Origin of the sequence: Nonomuraea sp. NPDC023979 (assembly GCF_040639085.1) — a bacterium.
GTDB classification, from domain to species: Bacteria; Actinomycetota; Actinomycetes; order Streptosporangiales; family Streptosporangiaceae; genus Nonomuraea; species Nonomuraea ceibae.
In genome coordinates this window covers 19,769-32,127 of the sequence record NZ_JBEZZG010000042.1, presented here as the reverse complement: position 1 = coordinate 32,127, position 12,359 = coordinate 19,769, and the positions used below count along the sequence as shown (strand labels likewise).

Sequence of the window (12,359 nt, the reverse complement as noted above, 5' to 3'; positions counted from 1 at the left end):
CTGCGGGCGATGGACAGGCAGGTTGGCAACCGCTACCGCCTCATCGAGCCCATCGGCGAGGGCGGGATGGGCGTGGTCTGGCGCGCCCACGACCAGCTCCTCGACCGCACGGTCGCGATCAAGGAGGTCCGCTACACGGGCGTCGGCGACGCCCAGCGGGCCGCGCTCAACCGGCGCACCATCCGGGAGGCGCGGGCGGCGGGGCGGCTCGACCACCCCTCGGTGGTCGTCGTCCACGACGTCGTCGAGGAGGACGGGCGGCCGTGGATCGTCATGCAGCTCGTCCGCTCCCGCTCGCTCGCCGAGACGATCCGCGACGGCGGGCCGCTGCCGGCGGCGCGGGTGGCGGCGATCGGCGCCCGCGTCCTCGACGCGCTGCGCGCCGCGCACGCCACCGGGGTGCTGCACCGCGACGTCAAGCCCGAGAACGTGCTGCTGGCCGACGGCGGCCGGGTGGTGCTGACCGACTTCGGCATCGCCGCCGTGGAGACCGACGCCGGGCTGACCGCGACCGGCGGGCTGGTGGGCACGCCCGCGTACATGCCGCCGGAGCGCCTCAACGGCGAGGCCGCGCGGCCCGAGTCGGACCTGTGGTCGCTGGGGGCGACGCTGTACGCGGCGGTGGAGGGCGCGCCGCCGTACCGGCGCGACACGTGGGCGGCCACCGTGGCGGCGATCCTGCGCGACCCGCTGGTGCCGCCGGCCCACGCCGGGCCCCTCGCGCCGGTCATCACCGGGCTGCTGGCCCGCGACCCGGCCACGCGCATGCCCGCCGCCGAGGCGGCCCGGCTCCTGGAGTCGATCGCCGCCCAGCCTGCCTACCCGGGCCCCGTCCCCGGGCAACCGGCCGGAGGGGCGTACCCGGGGGTCACGCCCTCCCCGGCAGGCCCGCCCCCGCATGGGGGCGCGCCCGATCATGGGGGCGTGCTCGCCTATGACGGCACGCCCAGCCACGGCGGCGTGCTCGCCCACGGCGGCGGGTCCTCCCAGGGCGGCGGGTCCTCCTGGAGTGGCGCGCCCCTTCAGGGCGACGCACCCTCCCAGCACCGCGCACCCACCCAGGGCGGCGCGGCCGGTCATGGTGGGACGCCCGCTCACGGGGAGGCGTGGCGCGAGGAGACGGCCGGTCAGCTCGGCGGGATGCCGACCGGGGGTGTGCCGGGTGGGGACACCGTCCCCGTGCCCCGGGGACGGCGGTGGGCGGGGATCGGCGTGGCCGTGGTGGCAGCGGCGGCCCTGGGCGCGGGCGGCGTGCTGGTGGCGCTGGAGCTGAGGTCGCCGAGCTCGGACGTCGCCGCCCGGGCCACGCCGACCGGCGCCTCGACCGGCATCTCGGCGGACACCCCGACGGGCACCCCGACAGGCAGCCCGGCAGGCGACCCCACGGGCGCCCCGACCAGCAGTCCGACCGGCAGCTCGGCCGAGCCGACCGCCTCGGCCTCCGGGGAGCCCACGGCCACCGGGTCCGCGCGCCCGCCCGCCGGGTGGCGGACGTACCGCAACGCCGCCGGCGGGTTCTCCATCGCCCTGCCGCGCGGCTGGCGGGCCGCCAAGAGTCCCACGCGCGACAGCGTCACCCTGTCCGGCCCCGGCACCGCCGGGAAGATGGTCGTCGAGTGGACCGTGCCCGAGGTGCGTCACAGCACCCCGGAGGCGCACTGGCGGGCGCTGGAGCGGGAGATCAGGGACAAGGGCGAGTTCCCCGGCTACCGGCGGATCGGCATCACGCCGCTGACGTACCTGGGGGTCCCGGCGGCCGACTGGGAGTTCGTCAGGCCGCGTGACGGCGCCCTGCTGCACGTGGTGAACCGGGGTTTCCACACGGCCGACGGCCGCCCGTTCGCCCTCTACTGGGAGACGGCCCACACCCGGTGGGAGCGCGACCGGCACTACGTCGAGGCGTTCCTGCGCACGTTCCGCCCGGTGCCGAAGTGAAGGAGCAGGCGCGGTTCTGGCGGCATCCGGCGGTGCCGGAGGTCGACCTGCTCAAGGCCCGGTACGTCACCCACCGCTTCTCGCGGCACGTGCACGACGGTTACGCGATCGGCGTGATCACGTCCGGGGTGGAGGAGTTCGACTACCGGGGCACGCTGCACCGGGCGGGGGCCGGTGAGATCGTGCTGGTCAATCCCGACTCGATGCACACCGGCCAGGCGGGCGTGGAGGACGGCTGGTCGTACCGGATGCTCTACCCGACGGTGGAGGCGGTCGCGGAGGTAGCGGCGGAGCTGGGCGTGACGTACGGGACGCCGTACTTCCCGCAGCAGGTGGTCGGCGACCGGGAGATGGCGGCGGCGCTGGCGGCGGCGCACCGGGCCGCGGAGGTGGGCGACCGGCTGGCGGCCTCGACGCTGACGCGGACGCTGTTCGCGGGGCTGCTGACCCGGCACGCGGCGGGGCGGCCGGCGGTGGCGCTGGCGCCGGAGGGGCTGCGGGCGGTGCGGGAGGCGATGGGCGTGCTGCGCGAGCGGCTGGTGGACCCGCCGGCGCTGGAGGACCTGGCGCTAGCGGTGGGGGCCAGGCCGTTCCCGCTGCTGCGGGCGTTCAAGGCGGCGACGGGGCTGCCGCCGCACGCCTATCTGACGTCGCTGCGGGTGCGGCAGGCGCGCCGGCTGCTGCGGTCGGGCATCCCGGCGGCGCGGGTGGCCGCCGACGTGGGCTTCACCGACCAGGCGCACCTCACCCGGCACTTCAAGCGGATCGTGGGCGTGCCGCCCGCGGCGTACCAGCGGGCCGCAGGAACGTACAAGAAACACGGCTGACCTGCCCATACCCTCGTATGACATGGAAAGAACGACATATCGCTCGGCCGCGATCCGGGACGGCCTGGGGGTGGGCCTGGCCGTGGGCCTGTCGGGCGTCGCCTTCGGCGCGGCGGCGATCACCGCGGGCCTGAGCGTGCCGCAGGCGTGCGTGCTCAGCCTGCTGGCCTTCACCGGGGCCTCGCAGTTCGCGCTCACGGGCGCGGTGGGGGCGGGCGGCGACCTGGTCGCCGCCGCGTCGGGGGCGCTGCTGCTGGGCGGCCGCAACACGCTGTACGGGCTGCGCCTGGCCGACCTGCTGGGGGTACGGGGGCCGCGCAGGCTGGTGGTCGCGCACGGCGTCATCGACGAGACGACGGCCGTGGCGCTGGCCCAGCCGTCGCCGGAGTCGTCCCGTACGGGATTCGTGACGACGTTCGCCACCCTGTACGTGACGTGGAACATCACGACGCTGGCCGGGGCGCTCGGCACGTCGGCGCTGGGCGATCCGGGCATGCTGGGGCTGGACGTGGTGGGGCCCGCGACGTTCCTGGCGATCCTGTGGCCGCGCCTGGCGGGCAGCGGCGAGCTGCGGCTGCTGGCGGCGGCCGGGGCGGGGATCGCGCTGCTGGCGACGCCGTTCCTGCCGCCTGGGGTGCCGGTGCTGCTGTCGGCGTTCGCGGTGCTGGTGGTGATGGCGCGATGACGCTGTGGTGGGCGATCGCGGCGGTGTGCCTGGGCTGTTACGCGCTCAAGCTGGCCGGGCTGGCGGCGCCGCGTCAGGTGCTGGACCATCCGGCGGTGCGGCGCTTCGCCGAGCTGGTGCCGGTGGCGCTGCTGTCGGCGCTGATCGCCGTGCAGACGTTCACGGCGGACGGGGCGCTGGCCTTCGACCTGGCCAGGACGGCGGGGCTGGTGGCGGCGGTGGTGGCGCTGGTGCTGCGGGCGCCGTTCCTCGTGGTGCTGATCGCGGCGGCGGCCACAACCGGGGTTGTCAGGCTCTTTCTCGGGTAGGCGCCCCGCATGTCCGATTCTGCGGGGATTGTTGGGGGCCGCTACCGGCTGGTGCGGACGATCGGCCGTGGCGGCATGGGCACCGTGTGGCAGGCGCACGACGAGGTGCTCGGCAGGGACGTGGCCCTGAAGGAGGTCCTCCCGCCCCCCGAGCTGACAGGGCCGGAACGCGAGGTGTTCACCACCCGGACGTTCCGCGAGGCGCGAGCGGCCGGGCGGGTGGCCCATCCGTGCGTGGCGGCCGTCTACGACGTGCTGGAGGAGCACGGGCACCCGTGGATCGTGATGCAGCTCGTCCGCTCCCGCACGCTGGGCGAGCTGGTGCGCGACGACGGCCCGATGTCCCCCGCCGAGGCCGCGCACCTGGGGCTGCAACTGCTGGAGGCGCTGCGGGCCGCGCACACGGCCGGGGTGCTGCACCGTGACGTCAAGCCCGACAACGTGCTGCTGACCGAGGACGGCCGGGCGGTGCTGACGGATTTCGGCATCGCGACCACCGAGGACGAGGCCCCGGTCACCCGCACCGGGATGCTGATCGGCACGCCGGCGTTCATGGCGCCGGAGCGGGCGGCGGGCGGGCAGGCGCGCCCGGAGTCGGACCTGTGGTCGCTGGGCGTGACGATGTACGTCGCGGTGGAGGGCCACTCCCCCTTTCACCGCTCGAACGCGCTGGCCACGCTGGGCGCGGTCATGCACGCGGAGCCGGCTCCGCTGGCGCGGGCGGGGGTGCTGGCCCCGGTGCTGCTCGGGCTGCTGCGCAAGGACCCGGCGGAGCGGATGTCGCTGGAGGAGGCGGAGGCGCGGCTGACGGCGATCATCGCGGGCAGCCCGCCGGAGCCGACGGGGCCCGTCCCGGTGCCGGTCCCGGCGCCGCAGGCCGAGCCGCCGCCGGGCCGCACCCGGCCGCCGCTGCTCGCGCTGGGCGTCGGGTCGCTGCTGGTGGCGCTGGTGACGGGCGGGTGGGCGTGGTGGTCGAACCGGCCGCCGGAGACGGCCAGACCGCCCGCCGTGCCGGCCGTGGTGAGCACGCCCAGCTCCGCCGGGCCCGCCGAACCCTCGTCCCCCGCCGACGCGCCGTCGTCGTCCCCGCGCTCCGGCCTGCCGCCCACCGGCTCCGACCCCACGTACGCGACACCGCGCGACGAGGAGACCGGCGAGCAGGCGAGACCGTCGGACCGCCCGTCGGACCGCAAGCCCGACCCGAAGCCCACGAAGTCCCCCAAGCCCAGCGACTCCGCCGACCCCCAGGAGCCGGAGAACCCCGAAGGCACGGACGAGCCGGACGGCCCGTCGCCGACCAAGCCGGGTCAGGTGGACCCGGAGCCGGACGGCGGCGACCAGGCGCAGGCCCATCCCGAGAAGCCCGGCAAGTCCGCGAAGTCCGCCAAGAACGCGAAGAACGCAAAAAAGGCGGAGAAGACCTGACCGGCTAGGACTCGGCGCGCACGACGTCGAGCGCGTGGCGCAGGTCGTCCGGGTAGTCGGTGGTGAACGACATCCACTCGCCGCTGGAAGGGTGCTCGAACCCGAGCGACACCGCGTGCAGCCACTGCCGGGTGACGCCCAGCCGGGCGGCGATCGTCGGGTCGGCGCCGTACATGAGGTCGCCGACGCACGGGTGGCGCAGCGCGGACATGTGCACCCGGATCTGGTGGGTGCGGCCGGTCTCCAGCTTGATGTCGAGCAGCGAGGCCGCCCGGAACGCCTCGATCGTGTCGTAGTGGGTGATGGACGGCTTGCCGCCCGCGACCACCGCGAACCTGCCGTCACCCGAGGGGTGGCGGTCGATCGGCGCGTCGACGGTGCCCCGGAACGGGTCGGGATGCCCCTGGACCAGCGCGTGGTAGCGCTTGTCGACGGTGCGCTCCTTGAAGGCGCGCTTGAGGAAGGAGTAGGCGTGCTCGCTCTTGGCCACGGCCATCGCCCCGGTGGTGTTGGCGTCGAGGCGGTGCACGATGCCCTGCCGCTCGGCCGCGCCGCTGGTGGCGATCGTGTGGCCGGCGCCGAGCAGGCCGCCGATCACGGTCGGGCCGGTCCAGCCGACGGTCGGGTGGGCGGCGACGCCGATCGGCTTGTTGACCACGACGATGTCGTCGTCCTCGTACACGATCGTCATGCCTGGGACGGGCTCGGCCACCGGCATCGGGGTCGCCACCGGAGGCGGCAGCGTCACCTCCAGCCAGGCTCCGGCGTGGACCCGGTCGGACTTGGCCGGCTCGCGGCCGTCGACCATGACCTCCCCGGCGCCGATGAGCTCGGCCGCGCGGGTGCGCGAGAATCCGAACAGCCGGGAGAGCGCGGCGTCGAGCCGCTCGCCCTCCAGCCCGTCGGGCACGGGCAGACTACGCTGCTCGGCCACTCTTGCCCTCCCTCGTTCCGTCGATCTGGTAGCCACGCCAGGCCAGGACGACCGCCACGATGCCGCCGCACACGATCGCCGAGTCGGCGACGTTGAACACCGGGAAGTAGTCGATCACCGGGAAGTTGCCGGGCAGCACCTCGACGAAGTCGACCACGTGCCCCTGGAACTGGGTGGACCTGCCGAAACCGGAAGGGTAGCGCAACAGCCGGTCGGTGAGGTTGCCGAGCGCGCCGCCCAGCAGCAGCCCGAGCGTGATCGCCCAGGGCATGCTGCGGAGCTTGCGCGCCGTGCGGATGATCGCGACGACCACGCCGGCGGCGATGAAGGTGAAGACGAACGTCATCCCGGTGCCGATGCTGAAGGCGGCCCCGGAGTTGAAGATCACCCGGAACTGCAGGACTCCCGGGATGACGACCAGCGGCGGCTCGCCCTCCAGCGTCCGCAGCACCACCGTCTTGGTGACGAGGTCGGACACGTACAGGACGGCCGCCAGGCAGGCCAGGACCGCGATCAGGCGGCCCCGGCGCCCGCCTGCTACCGGCGTTCCTCCTTCTGCTTGCAGGCCACGCACAGCGTCGCCCTCGGGAACGCCTGAAGGCGTTCCTTGCCGATCGGCTTGTGGCACGATTCGCACACTCCATAGGTCCCTGCGTCGATCCTGGCGATCGCACGTTCGTTCTGCGCGACCAGGTCGCGTGCATTCAGGGTAAGGGCGATCTCGCGTTCCCGCTCGTACGTCTTGGCGCCGGCGTCCGCCTGGTCGTCGCCCGCTCCCTGGGTGACGTCACCCGAGGCGATCTCCGTCTCGTGGCGGCGGATGTCGGCGTTGAGCTCGTCGATCTCCGTCTGCAGACTGCCGCGTACCTCGGCCAGCTCCTGTTTCGACCACATCGACGGTGTTGCGGTGGTCTGCGTGACTGCCACCATGGCTGCCTCCATGCTGATCAAGGCCGTGAATGGTGCGGGCAGCTTAGGTCTCCGATAACGGAACGGCAAACGACCCGCCGGACGGTTTACCTCTGCCGTACTATCCCGCCCCGCAGTTCTCACTCCTGCTCAGTGGACTCCATTCCCACAACTTTGTCGCTTGCAGGCACTTCCACGGCACGAGGAAAGGCGGAAGCGACCGGCCTCCGCTCTGCGTTAAGGTGTGAAGCTGCAAGGCGTTGATGGGGCCCTCGTGTGAGGGATATCACCCCGGAGCCGCCGGAAGAACGGCTCGCCTCGAGCTCACTAGACCCGGCAGCAGCCAAACGAAGAGGGCCCCTCAGGGGCCAAGAAGGGTGGTACCGCGGAGCCCGTGCGGCTTCGTCCCTTCACGCCGGTCCGTCCAGTCGACGCGTGGAGGTCCCACCCGAAATGTCTTCGCCATCATTCCGCTCTCTTCCCGCGCAGGTCGACCTGCCCGCGCTCGAGCGCGAGGTCCTGGACCGCTGGCGGGACGGGAAGATCTTCGAGCGGTCGATCCAGCAGAACGAGGGCAACCCGTCCTGGGTCTTCTACGAGGGCCCGCCCACCGCCAACGGCCTGCCCGGCGTGCACCACGTCGAGGCGCGCGTGTTCAAGGACCTGTTCCCGCGCTACAAGTCGATGCGCGGCTTCAGCGTCCCCCGCAAGGCCGGCTGGGACTGCCACGGCCTGCCCGTCGAGGTCGGCATCGAGAAAGAGCTCGGCCTGTCCGGCAAGCGCGACATCGAGGCCTACGGCATCGCCGAGTTCAACGCCAAGTGCCGCGAGTCGGTGCTGCGCCACGTCGACGCGTTCGAGCAGCTCACCGAGCGGATGGGCTACTGGATCGACCTGTCGACGGCCTACCGGACCATGGACCCGGCCTACGTCGAGGCCGTGTGGTGGTCGCTCAAGGTCGTCTTCGACAAGGGCCTGCTGTTCCGCGACTTCCGCATCACGCCCTACTGCCCGCGCTGCGGCACCGGCCTGTCCGACCACGAGCTAGGCCAGCCCGGCGGCTACGAGACCGTCACCAGCCCGTCGGTCTACGTCCGCATGCCCGCGACCTCCGGCCCGCTGGCCGAGCTGGGCGCCTCGCTGCTGATCTGGACCACCACGCCGTGGACGCTGGTGTCCAACACCGCCGTCGCCGTGCACCCCGACGTCACGTACGTCGCCGCCCGCACCGCCGACGGCGAGGTGCTGGTCGTGGCCGAGCCGCTGCTGACCGCCGTGCTCGGCGAGGACGCCACGGAGCTGGCCCGCTTCACCGGCCGCGAGCTGGAGCGCACCACGTACGAGCGGCCGTTCGAGCTGGTCGACATCCCCGACGCCCACTACGTGGTGCTCGGCGACTACGTCACCGTCGAGGACGGCACCGGCCTGGTCCACCAGGCGCCCGCCTTCGGCGCCGACGACATGGCCGTCATCAAGCGCTACGACATGCCGGTCGTCAACCCGATCGGCCCCGACGGGCGCTTCCTGGACGACGTGCCGATGGTCGGCGGCGTGTTCTTCAAGGACGCCGACGAGCGGCTGACCGACGACCTGCGCGGGCGCGGGCTGCTGTTCCGCGGCGGCCACTTCGACCACAGCTACCCGCACTGCTGGCGCTGCCACACGCCGCTGCTCTACTACGCGCTCCCGTCGTGGTACATCCGCACCACCGCGGTCAAGGACCAGATGCTGGCCGAGAACGCCCGCACCAACTGGTACCCCGACACGGTCAAGTGGGGCCGCTTCGGCGAGTGGCTGCGCAACAACGTCGACTGGGCGCTGTCGCGCTCGCGCTACTGGGGCACGCCGCTGCCGCTGTGGGTGTGCTCCGCCGACGAGAGCCACGTGACCTGCGTCGGCTCGCTGGCCGAGCTGGGCGAGCTGGCCGGGCAGGACCTGTCGGCCCTCGACCCGCACCGGCCGTTCGTCGACGACGTGGCCTTCCCCTGCCCGACGTGCTCGGCCGAGGCCCGCCGGGTGCCCGACGTCATCGACGCCTGGTACGACTCCGGCTCGATGCCGTTCGCCCAGTGGGGCCGCCCCGGCAAGCCCGAGGGCGTCTACCCGGCGCAGTTCATCTGCGAGGCCACCGACCAGACGCGCGGGTGGTTCTACTCGCTGATGGCCGTGGGCACGCTGGTGTTCGGGCAGTCCTCGTACGAGAACGTGCTCTGCCTGGGGCTCATCCTGGCCGAGGACGGGCGCAAGATGAGCAAGCACCTGGGCAACATCCTGGAGCCGATGCCGCTGATGGACCAGCACGGCGCCGACGCGCTGCGCTGGTTCATGGCCTGCTCCGGCTCGCCGTGGGCGGCCCGCCGGGTCGGCCACAACGCGCTGGAGGAGATCGTCCGCAAGGTCCTGCTGACCTACTGGAACACCGCCTCGTTCTTCACCCTGTACGCCAACGCCGAGTCGTGGTCGCCCGCCATGCTCGCCGACGCCCCGCCGGCCGCCGAGCGCCCGCTGCTCGACCGGTGGGCGCTGGCCGAGCTGCACCGCACGGTGGCCGAGGTCACGGCGGCGCTGGACGAGTACGACACCCAGCGGGCCGGGCGCAGGCTGGCCGAGTTCCTCGACGACCTGTCCAACTGGTACGTGCGCCGCTCGCGCCGCCGGTTCTGGCAGGGGTCGCGGGAGGCGTTCGCCACTCTGTACGAGTGCCTGGAGACGGTCACGCGGCTGATGGCGCCGATGACGCCGTTCGTCACCGACTACCTGTGGGACGTGCTGCGCGGCGAGGACGCGCCCTCCTCGGTGCACCTGGCCTCCTGGCCGGCCGTGCGCGAGGACCTGCTCGACCCTGCGCTGTCGGAGCGGATGGCGCTGGTGCGGCGGCTGGTGGAGCTGGGCCGCTCGGCCCGCGCCTCCTCCGGCGTCAAGACGCGTCAGCCGCTCGGCCGCGCCCTCGTCGGCGCGCAGGGCTGGCCGTCGCTGCCGGGCGAGCTGCGTGACCTGGTCGCCGACGAGCTGAACGTCCAGGCTTTGGAGGACATGTCCGGCTTCAGCGCCGATCTCGTGTCCTACACGGTCAAGCCGAACTTCCGGGCGCTCGGCAAGCGGTTCGGGTCCCAGACCAAGCTCGTGGCCGCCGCCGTGGCCGCCGCCGACGCCACCGCGCTGGCCCGAGGGCTGCGCTCCGGCGCCGCGGTGACCGTGGACGCGGGCGAGCTCGGCCAGGTCGAGCTCGGACCGGACGAGGTCATCGTCACCGAGCAGCCGCGCTCCGGCTGGGCGGTGGAGACCGGCGCCGTCGACACCGGCACCGGCGAGACGGTCGCGCTCGACCTGGAGCTGACCGACGAGCTGCGCCGCGCCGGGCTGCTGCGCGAGGTCATCCGCCTGGTGCAGGACGCGCGCAAGTCGAGCGGCCTGTCCATCACCGACCGCATCGACCTGTGGTGGACGGCCTCGGGCCCGGACCTGGCGCAGGCGCTGCGCTCGGGCGGCGGCTCGGTCGCCGACGAGGTGCTGGCCTCCTCGGTCACCGAGGGCGCCGAGCCCGGCCTGCCCGAGCACACCGACCCCGACCTGGGGCTCACCTTCCAGCTCCGCCGCGCCTGAGACGTCCCGCGCTCCCTCCCGGGCGGCGGTAGGGCCTGCCCTACCACCGCCCGGGGGGAGCGCCTTCCTTGTCCGGGAACCGGGCCCCCGCAAGACTTGGCCAAGCGCCCATTTGCTTCCGGAAGGAGCTCGTCCCCATGCGAGTCCAGGTCAACGGCACCACCCTGTACGTCGACGTCGAAGGCGCCGCTCTGGAGCCCGACGGCTGCACGATGCGGGAGAAGCCCACGCTCGTGCTGCTGCACGGCGGCCCCGGCCACGACCACACCATCTTCAAGCCCGCCTACCGGCAGCTCGCCGACGTGGCCCAGCTCGTCTACGTCGACCAGCGCGGCAACGGCCGCAGCCAGGACTCCGACCCGGCGACCTGGCACCTCGACCAGTGGGCCGACGACGTACGCGCCCTCTGCGACACCCTCGGCATCGTCAGCCCGATCGTCCTCGGCTGGTCCTGGGGGGGCGCCGTCGCCATGAACTACGCCGCCCGCCACCCCGGCCACCCCGCCAAACTGATCCTGCAGAGCACCGTCGCCCGCTGGGACGTGGACCGCGTCGTCGAGGGCTTCCGCGCCGAAGCGGGCGAGGAGGCCGCGCTGGCCGCCAAGGCGTTCCTCACCGAGGGCACGCCGGAGACGTTCGCCGCCTTCGGACGGCTCTGCGCCCCCGCCTACAGCCCCGACCCGGCCTTCCCCTCGGAGGCCGACATCCAGGCGATGGCCCGCATGACCCCCAACCCGGAGCTGACCATGAGCTTCATGTCCACCGCCCGCTTCGACCTGCGCGACCGGCTCGCCGCAATCCGCTGCCCGACGCTCGTCGTGGCGGGCTCCCGCGACCCGATCACGCCCCTGGACACCGCCCAGGAGATCGCCGCCGGCGTGCCCGGGGCCCGGCTGGAGGTGTTCGGGGGCTCCGGCCACTTCGTCCCCGACACCGAGGGCGAGCGGTTCTTCTCCCTGCTGCGCGCGTTCGTCGCATGACGTACCTGCCGGCCGGGGAGCGGCGCCGGCTCATCGCCGACGCGGCCATCGAGGTGATCGCCGAGGAAGGGCTCGCGCACGCCACCACCCGGCGCATCGCCGAACGCGCCGGCACGCCGCGCGCCACCATCCACTACTGCTTCCGGGGCAAGGACGAGCTCATCATGCTCGTCCTGGAACGCGCCGGCGCCACCATGCGCGCCGCCTTCGACGGCCTCGACCCCGCCGCCGGGCTGGAGGCCACCCTGCGCGCCCTCGTCGCCACCTACTGGCGGTGGATCCGCGACCACCCCGGCCTGCACCTGGCCCTCATGGAGCTGACCATGTGGGTCATCCGCAACAAGGACAGCGTGCTGCCCGGCTCCCAGGACGTGTGGGAGGCCGTCAACGGGCCGCTCGGCGGCGACCTCATCCGGTCCGCCCTGAACGCCGCCGCCGACGCCGACGGCATCCGGCCCGCCGTGCCGACCGGGGAGCTGACGCGCTTCCTCATCCACCGGATGGACGGGCTCGTCTTCGAGTACGCCGAGACAGGCGACCCGGCCGCCTGCGAACGCCAGGCCACCCTCCTGGCCGACGCCCTGGTCACCCTGACCCGAGCCCACCCCTGAGCGAGCCCACCCCCCGCACCCGGCCTCACACCACGGCCGGGGTGTGAGGCCGGGGTGTGAGGCCGGGGTGTGAGGCCGGGGTGTGAGGCCGGGGTGTGAGGCCGGGGTGTGAGGCCGGGGTGTGAGGCCGGGGTGTGAGGCC

Annotated in this window: 11 protein-coding genes; 8 read left to right on the top strand and 3 right to left on the bottom strand. The window is 73.5% G+C overall.

Annotated elements, in window-relative coordinates; genetic code table 11:
* Nucleotides 1-9 precede the first annotated feature (9 nt).
* The 5 genes from AB0G11_RS42955 to AB0G11_RS42935 are packed head-to-tail and all read left to right on the top strand — an operon-like array spanning nt 10 to nt 5,180.
* A complete protein-coding gene (locus AB0G11_RS42955) occupies nt 10-1,935 on the top strand; it encodes a protein kinase (protein WP_357592634.1) in 1,926 nt (641 codons plus the stop codon).
* Complete coding sequence (locus AB0G11_RS42950; RefSeq protein ID WP_308125668.1) at nt 1,932-2,762, top strand: AraC family transcriptional regulator; 831 nt, start codon at nt 1,932-1,934, stop codon at nt 2,760-2,762. Before AB0G11_RS42955 ends, AB0G11_RS42950 begins: the two co-directional genes overlap by 4 nt.
* A gap of 22 nt (nt 2,763-2,784) precedes the next feature.
* Nucleotides 2,785-3,447 (top strand): AzlC family ABC transporter permease, encoded by a 663-nt coding sequence (locus AB0G11_RS42945; protein WP_219502332.1) that lies wholly within the window; start codon nt 2,785-2,787, stop codon nt 3,445-3,447.
* Entirely contained in the window at nt 3,444-3,755 is a 312-nt protein-coding gene (locus AB0G11_RS42940) for an AzlD domain-containing protein (protein WP_219502330.1), read from the top strand. Before AB0G11_RS42945 ends, AB0G11_RS42940 begins: the two co-directional genes overlap by 4 nt.
* A gap of 9 nt (nt 3,756-3,764) precedes the next feature.
* Nucleotides 3,765-5,180: a protein kinase gene (locus tag AB0G11_RS42935; protein WP_357592632.1), complete on the top strand. Its 1,416-nt coding sequence runs from the start codon at nt 3,765-3,767 to the stop codon at nt 5,178-5,180.
* Nucleotides 5,181-5,184: 4 nt separating this feature from the next.
* On the opposite strand, the gene AB0G11_RS42930 is transcribed toward AB0G11_RS42935, so the two are convergent.
* The 3 genes from AB0G11_RS42930 to AB0G11_RS42920 are packed head-to-tail and all read right to left on the bottom strand — an operon-like array spanning nt 5,185 to nt 7,056.
* The gene (locus AB0G11_RS42930; protein WP_219502325.1) at nt 5,185-6,114 is read right to left on the bottom strand and encodes an RluA family pseudouridine synthase; all 930 of its coding nucleotides are present in this window, start codon (nt 6,112-6,114) and stop codon (nt 5,185-5,187) included.
* A complete protein-coding gene (gene lspA / locus AB0G11_RS42925) occupies nt 6,098-6,688 on the bottom strand; it encodes a signal peptidase II (protein ID WP_308125667.1) in 591 nt (196 codons plus the stop codon). Before lspA ends, AB0G11_RS42930 begins: the two co-directional genes overlap by 17 nt.
* A complete protein-coding gene (locus AB0G11_RS42920) occupies nt 6,652-7,056 on the bottom strand; it encodes a TraR/DksA C4-type zinc finger protein (RefSeq protein WP_246644367.1) in 405 nt (134 codons plus the stop codon). Before AB0G11_RS42920 ends, lspA begins: the two co-directional genes overlap by 37 nt.
* A 420-nt stretch (nt 7,057-7,476) precedes the next feature.
* Here AB0G11_RS42920 and ileS point away from each other — a divergent pair, with 420 nt between their 5' ends.
* From ileS to AB0G11_RS42905, 3 genes are all read left to right on the top strand, one after another.
* Entirely contained in the window at nt 7,477-10,626 is a 3,150-nt protein-coding gene (ileS, locus tag AB0G11_RS42915) for an isoleucine--tRNA ligase (protein WP_357592630.1), read from the top strand.
* A 137-nt stretch (nt 10,627-10,763) separates the two neighbouring features.
* Nucleotides 10,764-11,606 carry an alpha/beta hydrolase gene (locus AB0G11_RS42910; protein ID WP_357592628.1) on the top strand — a complete coding sequence of 281 codons (843 nt, stop codon included), beginning with the start codon at nt 10,764-10,766 and terminating at the stop codon, nt 11,604-11,606.
* A complete protein-coding gene (locus tag AB0G11_RS42905; protein ID WP_357592626.1) occupies nt 11,603-12,217 on the top strand; it encodes a TetR/AcrR family transcriptional regulator in 615 nt (204 codons plus the stop codon). The genes AB0G11_RS42910 and AB0G11_RS42905 overlap by 4 nt, the downstream gene beginning before the upstream one ends.
* The last annotated feature ends 142 nt before the right edge of the window (nt 12,218-12,359 follow it).

What these genes read in the sequence shown, in the direction of transcription:
- AB0G11_RS42955 (WP_357592634.1), top strand. Translation starts at nt 10, where the DNA reads ATGGACAGGCAGGTTGGCAACCGCTACCGCCTCATCGAGCCCATCGGC.
- AB0G11_RS42945 (WP_219502332.1), top strand. Translation starts at nt 2,785, where the DNA reads ATGGAAAGAACGACATATCGCTCGGCCGCGATCCGGGACGGCCTGGGG.
- AB0G11_RS42940 (WP_219502330.1), top strand. Translation starts at nt 3,444, where the DNA reads ATGACGCTGTGGTGGGCGATCGCGGCGGTGTGCCTGGGCTGTTACGCG.
- AB0G11_RS42935 (WP_357592632.1), top strand. Translation starts at nt 3,765, where the DNA reads ATGTCCGATTCTGCGGGGATTGTTGGGGGCCGCTACCGGCTGGTGCGG.
- AB0G11_RS42920 (WP_246644367.1), bottom strand. Translation starts at nt 7,056, where the DNA reads ATGGAGGCAGCCATGGTGGCAGTCACGCAGACCACCGCAACACCGTCG.
- ileS (WP_357592630.1), top strand. Translation starts at nt 7,477, where the DNA reads ATGTCTTCGCCATCATTCCGCTCTCTTCCCGCGCAGGTCGACCTGCCC.
- AB0G11_RS42910 (WP_357592628.1), top strand. Translation starts at nt 10,764, where the DNA reads ATGCGAGTCCAGGTCAACGGCACCACCCTGTACGTCGACGTCGAAGGC.
- AB0G11_RS42905 (WP_357592626.1), top strand. Translation starts at nt 11,603, where the DNA reads ATGACGTACCTGCCGGCCGGGGAGCGGCGCCGGCTCATCGCCGACGCG.